At 75.2% G+C, this 16,105-nt stretch carries 15 protein-coding genes; 8 read left to right on the top strand and 7 right to left on the bottom strand.

Translation table 11 applies throughout. The features are described from left to right. Window positions 1-76: 76 nt before the first annotated feature. Both ACZ6X9_RS22165 and ACZ6X9_RS22160 read right to left on the bottom strand, forming a co-directional pair. The gene (locus tag ACZ6X9_RS22165) at window positions 77-1,174 is read right to left on the bottom strand and encodes a class I mannose-6-phosphate isomerase (protein WP_469779709.1); all 1,098 of its coding nucleotides are present in this window, start codon (window positions 1,172-1,174) and stop codon (window positions 77-79) included. Beyond that, window positions 1,171-2,013: an SDR family oxidoreductase gene (locus ACZ6X9_RS22160; RefSeq protein WP_469779708.1), complete on the bottom strand. Its 843-nt coding sequence runs from the start codon at window positions 2,011-2,013 to the stop codon at window positions 1,171-1,173. The genes ACZ6X9_RS22165 and ACZ6X9_RS22160 overlap by 4 nt, the downstream gene beginning before the upstream one ends. 409 nt (window positions 2,014-2,422) lie before the next feature. Between ACZ6X9_RS22160 and ACZ6X9_RS22155 the strand changes: the two genes are divergently transcribed. The 4 genes from ACZ6X9_RS22155 to ACZ6X9_RS22140 all read left to right on the top strand — a co-directional run bounded on the left by ACZ6X9_RS22155 (window position 2,423) and on the right by ACZ6X9_RS22140 (window position 7,620). Next, complete coding sequence (locus tag ACZ6X9_RS22155; protein WP_469779707.1) at window positions 2,423-3,166, top strand: HAD family hydrolase; 744 nt, start codon at window positions 2,423-2,425, stop codon at window positions 3,164-3,166. Continuing rightward, window positions 3,163-5,550 carry a glycoside hydrolase family 65 protein gene (locus ACZ6X9_RS22150; RefSeq protein ID WP_469779706.1) on the top strand — a complete coding sequence of 796 codons (2,388 nt, stop codon included), beginning with the start codon at window positions 3,163-3,165 and terminating at the stop codon, window positions 5,548-5,550. The genes ACZ6X9_RS22155 and ACZ6X9_RS22150 overlap by 4 nt, the downstream gene beginning before the upstream one ends. Window positions 5,551-5,609: 59 nt before the next feature. Then, on the top strand, window positions 5,610-6,389 hold the full coding sequence (locus ACZ6X9_RS22145) for an SDR family NAD(P)-dependent oxidoreductase (RefSeq protein ID WP_469779705.1): 780 nt from the start codon (window positions 5,610-5,612) through the stop codon (window positions 6,387-6,389). A gap of 109 nt (window positions 6,390-6,498) precedes the next feature. Beyond that, window positions 6,499-7,620 carry a carboxylate-amine ligase gene (locus tag ACZ6X9_RS22140; RefSeq protein WP_469779704.1) on the top strand — a complete coding sequence of 374 codons (1,122 nt, stop codon included), beginning with the start codon at window positions 6,499-6,501 and terminating at the stop codon, window positions 7,618-7,620. 14 nt (window positions 7,621-7,634) lie between these two features. Here the strand turns inward: ACZ6X9_RS22140 and ACZ6X9_RS22135 are convergent, their stop codons facing one another. The 3 genes from ACZ6X9_RS22135 to ACZ6X9_RS22125 all read right to left on the bottom strand — a co-directional run bounded on the left by ACZ6X9_RS22135 (window position 7,635) and on the right by ACZ6X9_RS22125 (window position 11,295). Continuing rightward, window positions 7,635-8,402 (bottom strand): 2OG-Fe dioxygenase family protein, encoded by a 768-nt coding sequence (locus ACZ6X9_RS22135; RefSeq protein ID WP_469779703.1) that lies wholly within the window; start codon window positions 8,400-8,402, stop codon window positions 7,635-7,637. A gap of 123 nt (window positions 8,403-8,525) precedes the next feature. Continuing rightward, a complete protein-coding gene (locus ACZ6X9_RS22130; protein WP_469779702.1) occupies window positions 8,526-9,515 on the bottom strand; it encodes a glycosyltransferase family 2 protein in 990 nt (329 codons plus the stop codon). 211 nt (window positions 9,516-9,726) lie between these two features. Next, window positions 9,727-11,295, bottom strand: coding sequence for an FAD-dependent oxidoreductase (locus ACZ6X9_RS22125; RefSeq protein ID WP_469780058.1), 1,569 nt, complete (start codon window positions 11,293-11,295; stop codon window positions 9,727-9,729). Window positions 11,296-11,573: 278 nt separating this feature from the next. On the opposite strand from ACZ6X9_RS22125, the gene ACZ6X9_RS22120 reads away from it, so the two are divergent. Further along, on the top strand, window positions 11,574-12,779 hold the full coding sequence (locus ACZ6X9_RS22120) for a zinc-dependent alcohol dehydrogenase (RefSeq protein WP_469779701.1): 1,206 nt from the start codon (window positions 11,574-11,576) through the stop codon (window positions 12,777-12,779). Further along, entirely contained in the window at window positions 12,776-13,456 is a 681-nt protein-coding gene (locus ACZ6X9_RS22115) for an HAD family hydrolase (protein ID WP_469779700.1), read from the top strand. Before ACZ6X9_RS22120 ends, ACZ6X9_RS22115 begins: the two co-directional genes overlap by 4 nt. Window positions 13,457-13,604: 148 nt before the next feature. Here the strand turns inward: ACZ6X9_RS22115 and ACZ6X9_RS22110 are convergent, their stop codons facing one another. Beyond that, complete coding sequence (locus tag ACZ6X9_RS22110) at window positions 13,605-13,760, bottom strand: hypothetical protein (protein WP_004955622.1); 156 nt, start codon at window positions 13,758-13,760, stop codon at window positions 13,605-13,607. Window positions 13,761-13,984: 224 nt separating this feature from the next. On the opposite strand from ACZ6X9_RS22110, the gene ACZ6X9_RS22105 reads away from it, so the two are divergent. Together ACZ6X9_RS22105 and ACZ6X9_RS22100 are read left to right on the top strand one after the other, a co-directional pair. Next, complete coding sequence (locus ACZ6X9_RS22105; RefSeq protein ID WP_469779699.1) at window positions 13,985-14,491, top strand: DUF6328 family protein; 507 nt, start codon at window positions 13,985-13,987, stop codon at window positions 14,489-14,491. Between the two features lie 164 nt (window positions 14,492-14,655). Then, window positions 14,656-14,979, top strand: a complete 324-nt coding sequence (locus tag ACZ6X9_RS22100; protein ID WP_469779698.1) for a plasmid stabilization protein — start codon at window positions 14,656-14,658, stop codon at window positions 14,977-14,979. A 45-nt stretch (window positions 14,980-15,024) separates the two neighbouring features. On the opposite strand, the gene ACZ6X9_RS22095 is transcribed toward ACZ6X9_RS22100, so the two are convergent. Next, the gene (locus tag ACZ6X9_RS22095) at window positions 15,025-16,035 is read right to left on the bottom strand and encodes an SMP-30/gluconolactonase/LRE family protein (protein ID WP_469779697.1); all 1,011 of its coding nucleotides are present in this window, start codon (window positions 16,033-16,035) and stop codon (window positions 15,025-15,027) included. Window positions 16,036-16,105 lie beyond the last annotated feature (70 nt).

Below are 16,105 nucleotides of genomic sequence, written 5' to 3'. Positions count from 1 at the left end.
AATGCGCGAGCCGGGAAGGATCACACCATCCCCGCCGCCACGCGGGCGGGTCGGAGCGACCGGGCCTCCGGTGACGTCAGTCCGTCACGGGTTCCGGCCCGGTGGCGACCAGTTCGGCCACCGCCTCCGGCGCGTGGCCGGCGGCCCGCAGGGGCGCGCGGACGTCCCGGTCGAGATCGCCCGGGAGGTATCCGACCAGGGCCGAGCAGGGGCCCCGCAGCTCCACCTCGCCGAGGGCCGCCGGCAGCAGGACCGTCCGGGCCCGGCCCACGGTCAGCGTGTGACCCGGGACGCGGAGTTCCGCCGGACCGCCCGGCACGGTGACGACCAGCGCGCCGGCGAAGGAGTGCCGCAGCGTCTCCCCGGCGGGGACCGCCCAGCGTTCGAGCGCGAAGTACGGTCCCGCCGTCAGCAGCGTCCGCGTCCCGCCCCGGTCCGGCAGCACCAGACCGGGCAGGAACCGGGGGCGCGGCGCGGGGTCCCACTGCTCCAGCATCCGCTCCACGTTGGCGTGCCACTCGTCGTCGGAGAGCGGCGAGCCGTCCTCCATCCGGTGGCGCATGGCGTGCTGCTGGACGTCCGAGGTCTGCTCGATCTCGTAGACGAGGGTGCCCGGCCCGAAACTGTGCACCGTGCCGCCCGGCACGTACACCGTCTCCCCGGCCCGGACGGGAAGCCGGCGCAGCACCGCGTCGAAGTCCTGGCGCAGCAGCGCCCGGCGCAGCGCGTCCCGGCCGACGCCCTCCCGGGTGCCGACGTACGCGGTGGCGCCCGGGGCGGCGTGCAGGATGTGCCACGCCTCGGTCTTGCCGTGCGGCTGGTTCTCCAGCCGCCGGGCGGTGCGGTCGTCGGCGTGCAGGTGCACGGGGAGCGAGCCGTGGGCGTCGATGAACTTGGTGAGCAGCGGGAAGTGCGGGCCGTGCCGGCCCGGCCCGGCGAGACCGTCCGGGTCCGCGAGGAACAGTGCGCGCAGCGTCCGCCCGGCCAGCGGCCCGTCGGTGACCCGGGCGATGTCCCCGTCCACGTCGCTGACCTCCCAGGTCTCCGCCACCCGGCCCGAGGGCAGGCCGGTGCGCCCCAGCAGGCCGGCGATGGCGCGACCGCCGAAGACGTGCTGCTTGACGGGCGTCGTCAGCTCCAGCGGATACCAGGGGACACCGGGCGCCGCGCTCACAGGATGGGCCTCCCACCGGTCACCGCGACACGGGCGCCGGAGACGTAGCTGCCCTCGTCGGAGGCGAGCAGCACGTACACCGGCGCCACCTCGGCCGGCTGCCCCGGCCGGCCCAGCGGCGTGTCCTCCCCGAACTTCTCCACCTGCTCGGGCGGCATGGTCGAGGGGATCAGCGGGGTCCAGATGGGCCCCGGCGCCACGCTGTTGACGCGGATGCCGCGCTCGCCGACGAGCTGGGCGAGGGCGGCGCAGAAGTTGGCGATGCCCGCCTTGGTGACGTCGTACGGCAGCAGCGTCGGCACCGGCGTGTCGGAGTTCACCGAGCTGCTGCCGATGATCGACGCCCCGGCACCCATGTGCGGCAAGGCGGCCTTGCACAGGTGGAACATGGCGCTCAGGTTGATGGCGAGGGTGCGGTCCCACTCCTCGTCCGAGACCTCCTCCAGCGTCTCGTGGGTCATCTGGAACGCGGCGTTGGAGACCAGCACGTCGATCCGGCCGAACTCCTCGACGGCCTTGGCCACCACCGCCCGGCAGTGCTCCGGCCGGGCGAGGTCGCCGGGGACCAGCACGGCCCGCCGCCCGGCCTCCTCCACCCAGCGCGCGGTGTCCCGGGCGTCCTCGTGCTCGTCCAGGTAGGAGATCAGGACGTCGGCGCCCTCCCGGGCGTAGGCGATGGCCACCGCCTTGCCGATGCCGCTGTCGCCGCCGGTGACCACCGCCACCTTGCCCTTCAGTCGCCCCGACCCCCGGTAGCTCTCCTCGCCGTGGTCCGCCCGGGGCCGCAGCTCCTTCTCGACGCCCGGGACCTCCTGCTGCTGTGCCGGCTGGCTGCTCATGCTGCCTCCTCGTTCCGCGGCCCCCGCGTCCCCGGCCGGGCGCGGCGCTCGGCCGCCCCGGCCGGGGCCCGCGGGGCCGCGGGTCGGCTGGATCGTTCTCGGTACCGCCTCCGCGTACCCGCCCGGGACGGGACAAACGCACCACGTCGGGACCGGTCTCCCCGGCGGCGGCCGGGAACGCCCGGGGCCCGTACGGCGCTGCGCGCGCGGCCCCGGGCAGGCGGCCCGGGACCGGCGCGCACCGCCGTACGGGCGACCGGACGCGCGCCTCGCGGGCGACGGCGCGCACCGCACGGCGGACCGCGCGCGGCCCGCGCGGAGGACGGCCCCGCCCGTCGGACCCGGGCGAACGAGTGATTCGTCTCCTTAGTGGGCAGGCGGTGCGGCGACCAGGGAAAGGGGAAACACCGTGACCGCTCTCGGCCTGCCCGCCACCGTCCGCGCCTGCCTGTTCGACCTGGACGGCGTCCTCACCCGGACGGCGACCGTCCACGCCGCGGCCTGGAAGGAGATGTTCGACGCCTACCTCGCCGAACGCGACGGGCCGGACTTCCGGCCGTTCGACCCGGTGGCCGACTACGACACGTACGTCGACGGCATGCCCAGGGCCGACGGCGTCCGCTCCTTCCTCGCCTCACGCGGCATCACCCTCCCCGAGGGGACCGACGACGACCCGCCGGAACGGGAGACCGTGCACGGTCTCGGCAACCGCAAGAACGCCCTGGTCCTGGCGAAGATCAAGAAGGAGGGCGTGGAGGCGTACCCGGGCTCCGTCCGCTACCTCGAGGCCGTCCGCGCGGCCGGGCTGCGCCGGGCCGTGGTCTCGTCCAGCGCCAACTGCCGCGACGTCCTGATCGCGGCGGGCATCGAGGACCTGTTCGAGGTGCGGATCGACGGCCTCGTGGCCGCGGAACGGCACCTGCCGGGCAAGCCGCACCCCGACACCTTCCTCGCCGCCGCCGAGGCGCTCGGCGTGGCCCCGGACGAGGCGGCCGTCTTCGAGGACGCCCTGGCCGGCATGGAGGCCGGCCGGGCGGGGAAGTTCGGCCACGTCGTGGGCGTCAACCGGGCGGACCAGGCGGAGGCGCTGCGCCGGCACGGCGCGGACGTCGTGGTGGACGATCTTTCGGACCTTCTGGGGGAGACGGCGTGATCACTCATCCGGCCTTTCTGGTCGAGCCCTGGTGCCTCCGCGAGACCGAGCTCAACCTGGGGGTGCTCTCCCAGAGCGAGTCGGTCTTCGCCCTGTCGAACGGCCACATCGGCTGGCGCGGCAACCTCGACGAGGGCGAGCCGCACGGGCTGCCGGGCAGCTACCTCAACGGCGTCTTCGAGTTCCGGCCGTTGCCCTACGCCGAGGCCGGCTACGGCTACCCGGAGTCCGGCCAGACCGTCATCAACGTCACCAACGGCAAGGTCATCCGGCTGCTCGTCGACGACGAGCCGTTCGACCTGCGCTACGGCAAGCTGCACCGGCACGAACGGGTCCTGGACTTCCGCACCGGCCTGCTGCACCGCACCGCCGAATGGACCTCGCCCAGCGGCCGGAGCGTCCGCGTCCGCTCCACCCGGCTGGTCTCCTTCACCCAGCGCGCGGTGGCGGCGGTGGCCTTCGAGGTCGAACCCCTCGACGGCGACGTGCGGATCGTCGTCCAGTCGGAGCTGGTGGCCAACGAGGAGATGCCCGACCTGGGCGGCGACCCCCGGACGGCGTCCCAGCTCAAGGACCCGCTCGTCCCCGAGCAGTGCGCCTCCCACGGCTCGCGGCTGCGACTGCTGCACCGCACCGCCCGCAGCGACCTGAAGATCGCCGTCTCGGCGGACCACGTCGTGGACGGCCCCGAGAAGACCGAGATGTCGTCCGAGAGCAGCGAGAACCTCAGCCGGCTCACCGTGGCCGCGCGCCTGGGCTCGGGGGAGCGGCTGCGGGTCGAGAAGTTCGTCGCCCACGGCTGGTCGGCCGTCCGCTCGGTGTCCGCCGTGCACGACCAGGTGGACGCCGCGCTCGCGGGCGCCACCAGCACCGGCTGGCGAGGGCTGCTCCAGGAACAGCGCACCTACCTCGACCACTTCTGGGCCCGCGCCGACGTCGAGGTGGACGGGGACGCCGAGATCCAGCAGGCCGTCCGGTTCGCCCTCTTCCACGTCCTCCAGGCGGGCGCCCGCGGCGAGGCCCGCGCCCTGCCCGCCAAGGGCCTGACCGGCCCCGGCTACGACGGCCACTGCTTCTGGGACACCGAGACCTATGTCCTGCCCGCCCTCACCTACACCGCCCCCCAGGCCGTCGAACAGGCCCTGCGCTGGCGGCACAGCACCCTGCCGGCCGCCCAGTCGCGCGCCCGCCAACTCGGGCTGCGCGGAGCCGCGTTCCCCTGGCGGACCATCAACGGCGACGAGTGCTCGGCCTACTGGCCGGCCGGCACGGCCGCCTTCCACGTCAACGCCGACATCGCGGACGCGGTGGTGCGCTACGTGTCCGCCACCGACGACGAGGACTTCGAGCGGGAGATCGGCCTTCCCCTGCTCGTGGAGACGGCCCGGCTCTGGCGGTCGCTGGGCCACCACGACCACCACGGCGACTTCCACATCGACGGCGTGACCGGCCCCGACGAGTACAGCGCCATCTGCGACGACAACCTGTACACGAACCTGATGGCACAGCACAACCTGCGCGCGGCCGCCGCCGCGGCCGAACGCCACCCGGACGCCGCCGGCACCCTCGGCGTGGACGACGAGGAGACCGCCGCCTGGCGCGACGCCGCCCACCGGATGACCCTGCCCTACAACGAGGAACTGGGCGTCCACGAACAGTCGGTGGGCTTCACCGGCCACCAGATGTGGGACTTCGCGCACACGGGCGAGGACCAGTACCCGCTGATGCTGCACTTCCCCTACTTCGACCTCTACCGCAAGCAGGTCGTCAAACAGGCGGACCTCGTCCTCGCCATGTGCCTGCGCGGCGACGCCTTCACCCCGGAGCAGAAGGCCCGCAACTTCGCCTACTACGAGGCGCTGACCGTCCGCGACTCCTCCCTGTCCGCCTGCGGGCAGGCGGTGATGGCGGCCGAGGTGGGCCATATGCGGCTCGCCTACGACTACTTGGGCGAAGCGGCCATGATGGACCTGTCCGACCTGGAGGGGAACACCCGCGACGGCATACACATCGCCTCCCTCGCGGGCACCTGGTTCGCCCTGGTCATGGGGTTCGGCGGGATGCGCGACCACGGCGACGTCCTCGCCTTCGCGCCCCGGCTGCCCGAGCAACTGGGCAGGCTCGCCTTCACCATGCAGGTCAGGGGCCGCCGGCTCCGGGTGGAGATCACCGGCACCACGGCCACGTACACCCTCCTCGAAGGGGAGGCCATCGACATCCGGCACTGCGACGAGCCGCTGACCGTCACCCCCGCCTCGTCCGAGTCCCGCGAAGTGCCGAAGCTGCCCGTCCGGCCCGCACCGGACCAGCCGGCCGGCCGGAGCCCGGCGCGCCGCCGGGCGGTCGCCCACGCCGAGGCGGAGGCCCCTCCCGGCTACCGGTGAGACGGCCCGGGGGCGCGGGGCGGGCGCGGCGCCGCGCCCCCGCCGCCTAGGGTGCGGCCATGAGCACATCCGCATACCTTTCCGAACTGTTCTCGCTCGACGGGCGGGTCGCCGTGGTCACCGGCGGCAGCTCCGGCATCGGCCGGGCCATGGCGGTGGCCCTGGCCCGGGCCGGGGCGAGCGTCGTGGTGGTGGCCCGCAAGGAGGAGGGACTCGACGCCACCGTCCGCGAGATAGCCGACCACGGCGGCCGGGCGGCCCGGGTCAGCGCCGACCTCGGCACCCGGGACGGCGTCCGGGCCGCCGCCGAGGAGGCCGCCCGGGCGTTCGGCGAACCCGACATCCTCGTCAACAGCGCGGGCGTCAACCTGCGCCCGCCGATGAACGAGCTCGGCGAGGACGTGTGGGACGCCACCATGGCCGTCAACCTGGAAGCCCCCTTCCTGCTCGGGCAGCGCTTCGGCCCCGGCATGGCCGAGCGCGGCTACGGGCGGATCATCCACGTCACCTCGCAGCAGGCGCACCGGGCGTTCGTGGGGAGCGGCGCGTACGGCGTCTCCAAGGGCGCCCTGGAATCCCTCGCCCGCTCCCAGGCCGAGGCCTGGTCGCCGTACGGCGTCACCTGCAACACCCTCGTCCCGGGCTTCGTCATGACCCCGCTGAACACCCGCCTGTCCGCCGACCCGGAGAAGGTGGCCGCCCTCGCCGACCGCACCCTGGCCGGCCGCAACGGGCTCGCCGAGGACTTCGCCGGGGCCGTCGTCTTCCTGGCGAGCCGCGCTTCCGCGTACGTGACCGGGCAGTCGGTGTTCGTGGACGGGGGATTCTCGGTCCACTGACGCCGGTGCGCCGGGCCGGGCCGCAGGCCCCCTGGCGTCTCCTGACGGCCACGTCCCCCGGCGGCTCTGCCGGAGGGCCGGCTTCCGGCCGGAGTGGCACGCTGGACGGGTGACCGGCTCGCATCCGCCGACGATCGGGGTCGAGGAGGAGTACTTCCTCGTCGACCCCGTCACGCGCGACGTCGTGCCCGCCGGGGCACGCGTCGTCGAGCGGGCTTCCGCGGCGGTGGGAGACCTCGTCGCCCAGGAGTTCGCCTCCCACCAGGTGGAAGGCCGCACCCCGCCGTGCACGGACCTGGCGCGACTGCACGACGAGATCGCCCGCGTACGGGCCGCGCTCGTGACGGCGGCGCGGGAGGAGGGCGTCCGGCTGTGCGCCACCGGGACGCCGGTGCTGGAGACGGACGGCCCGCCCCGGCCGGGCGAGCACCCCCGCTACCGGGCGGGGCTCGCACAGTACCGGGCCATGCTGGACGACTTCTCCGTCAGCGCCCTCTACGTCCACGTCCACCTGCCCGACCGCGAGCCGGCCGTCCTGACGGGCAACCACCTGCGCCCGTGGCTGCCGCTGCTCGTGGCGGCCGGCGCCAACTCGCCGTTCCACCGGGGCCGGGACACCGGCTACGCCAGTTGGCGCGCCGTCATCCGCGGGCGGTTCCCGTGCCTGGGCCCTCCGCCCTACGCGGCCTCCCTGGAGGACCACCGGCGGCTGGCCGCCGCCGTGGCGGAGACGGGGGCGATGCTGGAACCGGAGATGCCGTTCTGGGACCTGCGCCCGCACCCCCGGCTCCCCACCCTGGAATTGCGGTGCATGGACGTCTCCCCGGACATCGCGGACACCGTCGCCCTCGCGGGCCTGGTCAGGGCCCTGGTCGTGCTGTCCGCCGAACGGGTGGCCGCGGGAGATCCCGGCCCGCGCGTCGACGCCGAGGTCCTGCGGGCCGCCTGCTGGCGGGCGGCCAGGGACGGCTGGCCGGACGGCGGGGACGAGGTGCCGGCCGGGGACGTGGCGCCGGTCGCCGAGCAGGCGCGCCGGGCGGTGCGGCAGGCGCGCCCGCTCCTGGAGGCGTACGGGGACTGGCCCCGGGTGTCAACGTTCCTGCGGCGGCTGGCGGACACCGGGGGCGGCGCGCGGCGGCAGCGGTCGTGGGCGCGGGCCGGCGGCGGGCTCACGGGCGTGGTCGACCGCCTGGTGGAGGCCACCGAGCGGGGCGGAACCGGTGCGCCGTGATCAGCACACCGTGATCAGCACGCCGTGAGGGTCGTCACCAGGACGTCGCGGTAGGCGGGCAGACCGGCGTCGACGGGACGCAGGGGGGAGACGCTGTGCAGCGTGTTGCGGTCGTCGCCGAGCAGCAGCTCACCGGGCTCGCCGAGCGTGGTGGCGGTCAGTTCCCGGCCCTGGGCGTCGTAGACCGTGCTGGTCCCGCCCGTCACGTTCCGCCGGTCCACCAGCAGCGAGGTCACCAGCGTCACGCCGTCGCGGTGCCGGCCCTCCGGCGTCGGCTGCCCCTCGCTGTCCGCGGCGGCCACGACCCGGAAGGGGTGCACCTTCACACTCCACCGGTCCGGGTCCGCCAGGCAGCCCGCGATCTCGCCCAGGACGCGGATCAGGGACGTCAGCAGCGGATCGGCCAGGAACGCCTCGGTCAGCGGCTCGAACGCGCGGTCCGTCCCGATGTAGAGCCGGTTGGTGTCCTCCGGCTGTACGAAGGCGTCGTGCGGCTGCGGCGTCAGCCGGCCGCCGCGCGCCAGGAGCAGGTGCCCGTAGCGCCGCATACGCCGGGTGCCGGTCTCGGCGGCGTACGGGTCGGGCCCCAGGTCCTCCCAGTGGGCGGCGAACCGTGCCCAGCCCCGGGGGTCCACCCCCAGGCACGTCCGGACGGCCGCCGAGGGGACGAGGCAGAAACCCCGCTCGGGGAGGGTCCGGCGCACGTGCTCCGGCATTCCGTCCGCCGCACCGCCCAGGGGCGCGGTCCCGGTTGCCTGCAGGTCGGTGCCGAGATCGTCCATGGACTCACGATGCGGGACGGGCCGGGGGCGGTCGAGCCGGGAGGGGCACGACAGCGGCCGTTCGGGTGAGGGCGCGCGGTCCTCGGCCGGCGTGGCGCCGGGCCCGCGAGGCGCGGGCGTCGGTCACGGCTCGTCCTCCCGCGCGCGGCGGGCGGTGGCGGTCGGCAGCGGCCCGCCCCCGGGCGCCCCGCGCGGGCCGCCCGGAGCGGGCTCCGGCGCCGGCCGGGGCGCGGAACCGGGCCCTGACCCCGCCTCGACCAGGCGCGCGCCGCGCTCGACGGCCGGCGGCAGGGGCCGTCGGCGGGCCACGGCGGCGGGGAGCCGGCGCAGCACCCCGGCCAGCGCGCGGCGCGCCTCCCGGTCCCCGGGGCAGTCGCGCGCCAGCGCCCAGGTGCGGGACAGCGCGTACGGCAGGGGGCGGCACAGCCACGCGGTCAGCAGCTCGTTGCGCCGGAGCCGCGCCGGCCGGCCGGCGCGGGGCGCCGGGTCCGGGTGGTGCCGGACGACCAGGGCCGGGCAGTGGACCACCCCCCAGCCGCGGCGGGCCAGTTCGCAGGCGAGCAGGGTCTCCTCGCCGCCGAAGTGCAGCAGCGGGTCGAAACCGCCCGCGTCGAGAAAGGCCTCCCGCCGGACGACGGCCGAACAGGCGAGGAAACCGAGGACGGAGGGCCCCGGCAGATCGGGCGCCCGGCCCAGGGGAGAGCCGGCGAGGACCCGGTTGACGGGGTCCGGCCGGCCCTCAGGACCGACCCGGATGGTGGCCGCGATCAGCGCCAGGCGCGCATGGGCGTCGAACAGCTCGGCCGCCGCGGCGAGCGAGCCCGGCTCCCACCAGGAGTCGTCGTCCGCGAACGCGACGTAGGGCGTGTCCAGCGCGGCGACGCCGAGGTTGCGGCCCACGGCGCCCAGGTTGCGGCCCGTCTCCAGGACGCGGACCTGCGGGTACCGGTCGCGCACGGCGGCGGGGGTGCCGTCGCGGGAGCCGTTGTCGACCACGACGATCGGGGGGTGCTCCGGCAGTTCGGCCAGATGGCGGAGGGTGCGCAGCAGGTGGTCGCACCGGTCGCGGGTGATGATGACGACGCCTGCGCGGGGGGTGGGGGCGGGGCACACGGTCCCTGGGTAACCGCTGCGCCGGGGCGCAAACGGTGGGGTGCCCCGGTCGCTCTCCCGGACGGGCCGGTCCTCCGGCCATCCGGCGCCCGAGGGACGGGACGAGCGGCGTTCTAGGACGAGCGGCGGAGCCGTGAAAGGACGAGCGGCGGATCCGTGGAAGGGAGCCCGCCGCTTCCGGTAGCGGTGAAGGGGCGGGCCCGGGGTGCCTCTACTCCTCGACCTCCCGCCGTTCCAGCGGCCGCACCGCCGGCCCCTGAAGCACCGAGCCGTCCGGCGCGAAGCGCGAGCCGTGACAAGGGCACTCCCACGCCCGCTCCGCCGCGTTGAAGGCGACCAGGCACCCCAGGTGCGTACAGCGGGCGGACACCGCGTGTGCGGCGCCGTCCTCGTCGCGGTACACCGCGCAGTGCCGGCCGTTGACGCGCACCACCTCGCCCGTGCCGGGGGCGATGCCGGCGACGCAGCCGGCGCCGCCGGGCCGGAGGCGGTCGCCGACGAAGTGCCGGGCGACCTCGGCCTGATGGCGGAGGAACTGCGGTGCCTCGCGGACCTGGGTCCACAGCCGCCGCGGGTCGTACAGGTCGGCCCACGGCGGCCGCCGCCCGTCGATCAGCTCGGCGAGCAGCCGGGCCGCCATGACGCCGCCGCTCATGCCCCAGCCGCCGAAGCCGGTGGCGACCCAGGTGTGCCGGGCCCGCGGGTGGAAGGGGCCGACCAGGGGGACGGTGTCGGTGGAGTCGTTGTCCTGGGTCGCCCAGTGCCGGTCGAACGCGAGGGAGGGGAAGTGGTCACGAGCCCAGGCGGCCAGCCGTTCGAAGCGGGCCGCGACGTCGGCGGTGCCGGGTTTGAAGCTCTCGCCGGTGACGATCAGCAGCCGCCGGCCGTCCGCGTGCGGGGCGCTGCGGACGGACCGCTTGGCGCCCTCCTCGGTGATGTACATCCCGCCGGGGTCCTGGTCGGCGGGGACGGTGCCGGTGACCACCAGTTCCCGGCGCGGTGACAGCCGGGCGAACAGCAGCGCCCGGTCGAAGACGGGGTAGTGGGTGGCGACCACCACGTCCCGGGCGGTGAGCACGGCGCCGTCGGCGGTCGTCACCCGGCAGGGCGTGCCCTCGTCCAGGTCGGTGACGCGGGTGTGCTCGTGGATGACGCCGCCGCGCGCGACCAGGTCCCGGGCGAGGGCGAGCAGGTACTTGCGCGGGTGGAACTGCACCTGGTCGTCGAGGCGTACGGCCGCCTCCACCCGGTACGGCAGGCCGGTCCGCTCCACGTAGGCGGCGTCCAGTCCGGCCTGGGCCGCGGCGTTGGCCTCCTCGCGGACCTCGCCGCGGCCCTCCGCGCGGGTCACGTAGGTGAAGGCCGGGCGGCGTTCCAGCTCGCAGTCGGCCTCCAGCAGCGCGGCCACCTCCGCGACGTGCTCGACCGCCTCCGACTGCGACCGCGCGTACAGCCGCGCGCCCTCCGGGCCGCGGGTCCGCCGCAGCCGGGCGTAGACCAGGCCGTGCAGGGCGGTGACCTTGGCGGTGGTGTGGCCCGTCACCCCGGCGGCGATCCGGTCCGCCTCCAGGACGGCGACGGAGCGCCCGGCGCGGGCCAGTTCCCACGCGGTGGAGAGCCCCGCGATGCCGCCGCCGATCACGGCCACGTCGACGTCCGTACCGGTGCCGGTGAGCGGGGGGTACGCGGAGTCCGGGGAGGCGGGGGCGGTGGACAGCCAGTAGGACTCGGGCTCGCCCTGGAGGAGCGGGCCGGCGGGGCCGCCGCCGGACGGGCTCATGGAGGGGTCGGAAGGGTGCGCCATGGAGGAACGGATTCCCCCGCGCGGCGCACGTACCCGGGCCCGTGTCCGCGGTTCGTCCGTTCGGCCGAGCCGCCCGGGCCCCGGTTTGCCCGCCCGGCGCCGGGGAACCCGGGGAACCGGAACCCGGCCTCCCGGAGTCGCTCCAGGGGTTTCCGGGGCTTCCGGAGGGTTGCGGAGGGCCGGGTGGGGCGCGGCCCGCGCACGAGGCGGCGCGCCGGAGTACACGGCGGCAACGGCAGCACGAGGGAGACGGCATGCGGGCCCTGACCTGGCACGGAAAGCGGGACGTCCGAGTGGACACGGTCCCCGACCCCCGGCTGGAGGAGCCCACGGACGTCATCGTCCGCGTCACCTCCACCGGCATCTGCGGATCCGACCTCCACCTCTACGAGGTACTCGGACCGTACCTGGACCCGGGCGACATCCTCGGCCACGAGCCGATGGGCGTCGTCGAGGAGACCGGCCCGGACGTCACCGCCCTCGCGCCCGGCGACCGGGTCGTGGTGCCCTTCAACGTCTCCTGCGGCGCCTGCCACATGTGCGGACAGGGTCTCCAGTCGCAGTGCGAGACCACCCAGGTACGTGAGCGCGGCATGGGCGCCGCGCTGTTCGGCTACAGCAAGCTCTACGGGCAAGTGCCCGGCGGGCAGGCGGAGTTCCTGCGGGTGCCCTTCGGCAACACCCTGCCGATCAAGGTTCCGGAGGGGCCGCCCGACGAGCGGTACGTGTACCTCTCCGACGTCCTGCCCACCGCCTGGCAGGCCGTGGAGTACGCGGCGATCCCGCCCGGCGGCACCGTGACCGTCCTCGGCCTGGGGCCGATCGGCGACATGGCCGCCCGCATCGCCCTGCACCGCGGCGCCGGTCTCGTCCTCGGCGTCGACCTGGTGCCCGAACGGCTGGCCCGGGCCGCCGCCCGCGGTGTGACCGTCCTCGACCTGCGCGCCCACACCGAGCGCGGCGACGACATCGTCACCGCCATCCGGGACCTCACCCAGGGCCGCGGCACCGACGCCGTCATCGACGCCGTCGGCATGGAGGCGCACGGCGCGCCCGTGGGCAAGACCGCCCACCAGCTCGTCGGGCTGCTCCCGGACGCCTGGGCGCAGAAGCTGATGGAACGGGCCGGCGTCGACCGGCTGGCCGCGCTGCACACGGCGATCCAGGCCGTGCGGCGCGGCGGCACCGTCTCGCTCTCCGGCGTCTACGGCGGGATGCTCGACCCCATGCCGATGATGACCATGTTCGACAAGCAGATCCAGTTGCGCATGGGCCAGGCCAACGTCCGCCGCTGGGTGGACGACATCCTGCCGCTGCTCGACGACGCCGACCCGCTCGGCGTCGAGGGCTTCGCCACCCACACACTGCCGCTGGAGGACGGGCCGAAGGCCTACCGGACGTTCCAGGCCAAGGAGGACGGCATGGTCAAGACCCTGCTCAAGCCCGGGGCCGCCGCGTGACCGGCCGGCCGCGCGCGGCCCTCCTCGACGTCGACGGCACCCTCGTCGACACCAACTACCTGCACACCGTCTGCTGGTTCGAGGCGCTGCGCCAGGCCGGGCACCGGGTCGCGATGACGGACGTCCACCACACCATCGGCATGGGCTCCGGCCGGCTTCTCGACCGGCTGCTCGGCGAGGACCGCGACCGCGACGGCGACGAGGCCCTCAGCGCCGCGCACAAGACCCTCTACGCCACGTGGTTCGAGCGGCTGCCGGTCGTCGAGGGCGCCCGGGAGCTGGTCCGGGCCCTCGCCGGGCGCGGCTGGCGCGTCGTCCTCGCCACCTCGGCCCAGGGCTCCGAGCTCACCGCGCTGCGCCGGGCGATCGACGCGGACGACGCCATCACGGCCGCGACCAGCGCGGACGACGTCGAGGCGAGCAAACCCGCCCCCGACCCCGTACGGCAGGCCCTCGAACAGGCCGGCGCGGAGCCCGACCGCGCGCTGTTCCTCGGAGACACCGTCTGGGACGTCCACGCGGCCCGGAAGGCCGGAGTGGACTGCGTCGCCCTGCTCTCGGGCGGCATCGGGCGCGCGGAACTGGAGGAGGCCGGCGCGATCGCGGTCTACCGCGACCCCGCCGACCTGCTGGAAAGGCTGGATGACAGCCCCTTCGCACGGCTGGAGCAAGGCTGAGCCGACGCTGGGGGAAGGCCGACCGCTGGAGGAAGACCGACCGCCCCTCCCCGTCGCGTCGGCGGTAACCCCGCCGTGCGAGGGGAGAACGGCGGGCGGTGCGACGCCGGTGACCCGCGCCCGGCAGGCTGCCGGGCGCGGGTCCGTGCTACCAGCGATACCACCGGCCTCCGCCGGAGCGGACGAGGAAGCCGAGCAGCCAGATGACCAGCACGGCCAGTGCGATCCACCACAAAATCTTCACCGCGAAACCCGCGCCGAAGAGAATGATCGCGAGGATCAGGACCAGGAGCAGCGGCACCACAGTGATCACCTCCTGTCGGTCGCCCACCCGCCATGGGGACGGCCTGTGCACCTCCAGTGTCCTCCGCCTGATCCGTTTTGTCCTGGCCGCCCGCCCACGGATTCCGGGGGAGGGGCGGCGGAAGGAAGCCCTCCCGTCGCACGGCGCGTGACCCGGCGCCGCCCCGGGGCGTGCATGACCGGGCGCGCGCGGGGGTACCCGCCCCGGCCAGAGGAGGACGCCCCATGCCCACGCCCGGAGAACGCGACGGCCGCGCGCGGACCAGGGGACGCGACGAGTCACCGGAGGAACGCGCCGACCGGCGCTGGAACGAGCTCCTCCAGGAGGTGCGCGTCGCGCAGACCGGCGTACAGATCCTCTTCGGTTTCCTCCTGACCGTCGCCTTCACCCCGCGCTTCACCACCCTCGCCCCGGCCGACCGCACCATCTACGTCGTCACGGTGGTCCTCGGCGCCGCCACCACCGGCTCGCTGATCGGACCCGTCTCCTTCCACCGGATCGTCACCGGGCGGCGGCTGAAGCCCGAGACGGTGGTCTGGGTGTCCCGGCTGACCGTCGTCGGCCTCGTGCTCCTGCTGGCCACGGTGACCTCGGCGCTGCTGCTGATCCTGCGGGTCGCCCTGCGCGGTCCGGCGGTGCCGTGGGTGGTCGCCGGGCTCGTGGTGTGGTTCGTCCTCTGCTGGTTCGCCCTGCCCTGCTGGGCGCTGGTCCGCTACCGCTCCCACAAGTGACCGGTCTCGCTGGCGGCCGGCCCCGCGCCTGACCGCCCCCTCCGGCACCACGCGGGCCACCCCCGATCGGTCCCGTCCGACCCGGCGGCGGCCCGCATGGCGTGTCACGGTGAGGGCAGACGAGCCCAGGGGGGAACGAGCGAAGCGAGCGAAGGAGCACCACCATGCCCGCAGGATCCAGCCCCAAGCGCGAACGGCAGTACGAGCACATCAAGGACAGCGCGGAGGCGCGCGGCGCCGGTGAGAAGCGCGCCAAGGAGATCGCGAGTCGCACGGTGAACAAGGAGCGCGCCCGCGCCGGCGAGTCCAAGACCGCCAGTCGCACGTCCCTCCAGGACATGTCGTCCTCCAAGCGGGGCGGTCAGCGGTCGCACTCCGGGGCCAAGGGGCCGACCAGGGACCAGTTGTACGAAGAGGCCAAGAAGAAGAACGTCGAAGGACGGTCGCAGATGACCAAGGACGAGCTGAAGCGGGCCCTCGGCCGCTGAACCGCCCTCCACGGCGCCGGGCTTCCCCCTCGCGGCCGGGGGACGTCACGGCAGGTCCACGACCCCCACCGCCGGCTCCACCAGGCTCCCCAGGTACAGCCGTCCCGCGTGTTCGCACACGCTGGTCACCATCCGGAAGCCGTGCCCCGGCCGCCGCAGGTCCCGGACCACACGTCCCGAGGCGTCCAGCGCCAGCAGCCGGGTGACCGGCCGAGGCCCCGGCAGCAGCGCCGACGGCAGCGCCCAGACGGCCCGCCGGAGCACCGGCGGCGTCCGGTGCAGCAGGTCGAGGAGCGGCTCGCGCGGACCCGCCAGGGCCACCCAGACGTGACCGTCCGGGCCGGTGGACAGGTTGTCGGGGAAGCCGGGGAGCGCGTCGGCGAACACGTCGCGGCGGCCCGCCCGCGGACCGGTCAGCCACAGGCGCGTCAGCCGGTACGCCCCCGACTCGGCGACCACGACGGAGGAGCCGTCGCCGGTCAGGGCGACACCGTTGGCGAACTGCAGGCCGTCCAGCACCACTTCGGGACGGACGGCCCCCGGCTCGTAGCGCAGCAGCCGGCCGGTGCCGGAGTGCTCCAGCAGGTCGCCCATCCAGTGCTTCAGCGGGAACCGGGCCGAGGCGTCGCTGACGTACACGGCGCCGTCCGGCGCGACGACCGCGTTGCTGCACACCCACGACGGATCGCCGCCCGGGCCCAGCAGCGTCTCGATCCGGCCGGACGCGGGGTCCAGGCGCAGCAGCCCGCGCTCCGCGTCGCACACCAGCAGCCGGCCGTCGGGGAGCGGACACAGACCCAGCGGCCGGCCGCCGGTGCGGGCGAGCGTCCGGACCGGCCCGCCGCCCGGGTCCACGGACAGGATCCGCCCGTCCGCCACCCCGGTCAGCAGCCGGCCCGAGCGGGCGTCCCACCGGACGTCCTCCGGGCCGGTGGCGCCCAGCGGCAGCCGCCGCACCGGGGGCAGGACGACCGGATCCGCACCGGGGACCGGCCCCCGGACGCGCCGCGGTGGATGCCAGACGACCGGACGGAGAGGGGGTTTGCGCGAGGACATCGGGAGAACCCTTCCTGGCGGGACGAGGCCGGGAGCGTACCCGCGGCCCCCGCCCGGAAACCGGCCGACA

The sequence above is a fragment of the Streptomyces sp. NPDC052910 genome, assembly GCF_055585605.1.
The sequence above is the reverse complement of the archived record's forward strand: the minus strand, read 5'-3'. Positions and strand labels throughout refer to the sequence as shown.

Bases quoted from the DNA above. Each gene is read 5' to 3' on its own strand.
- ACZ6X9_RS22145 (WP_469779705.1), top strand. From the start codon at position 5,610: ATGAGCACATCCGCATACCTTTCCGAACTGTTCTCGCTCGACGGGCGG.
- ACZ6X9_RS22135 (WP_469779703.1), bottom strand. From the start codon at position 8,402: ATGGACGATCTCGGCACCGACCTGCAGGCAACCGGGACCGCGCCCCTG.
- ACZ6X9_RS22160 (WP_469779708.1), bottom strand. From the start codon at position 2,013: ATGAGCAGCCAGCCGGCACAGCAGCAGGAGGTCCCGGGCGTCGAGAAG.
- ACZ6X9_RS22125 (WP_469780058.1), bottom strand. From the start codon at position 11,295: ATGAGCCCGTCCGGCGGCGGCCCCGCCGGCCCGCTCCTCCAGGGCGAG.
- ACZ6X9_RS22095 (WP_469779697.1), bottom strand. From the start codon at position 16,035: ATGTCCTCGCGCAAACCCCCTCTCCGTCCGGTCGTCTGGCATCCACCG.
- ACZ6X9_RS22100 (WP_469779698.1), top strand. From the start codon at position 14,656: ATGCCCGCAGGATCCAGCCCCAAGCGCGAACGGCAGTACGAGCACATC.
- ACZ6X9_RS22105 (WP_469779699.1), top strand. From the start codon at position 13,985: ATGCCCACGCCCGGAGAACGCGACGGCCGCGCGCGGACCAGGGGACGC.
- ACZ6X9_RS22120 (WP_469779701.1), top strand. From the start codon at position 11,574: ATGCGGGCCCTGACCTGGCACGGAAAGCGGGACGTCCGAGTGGACACG.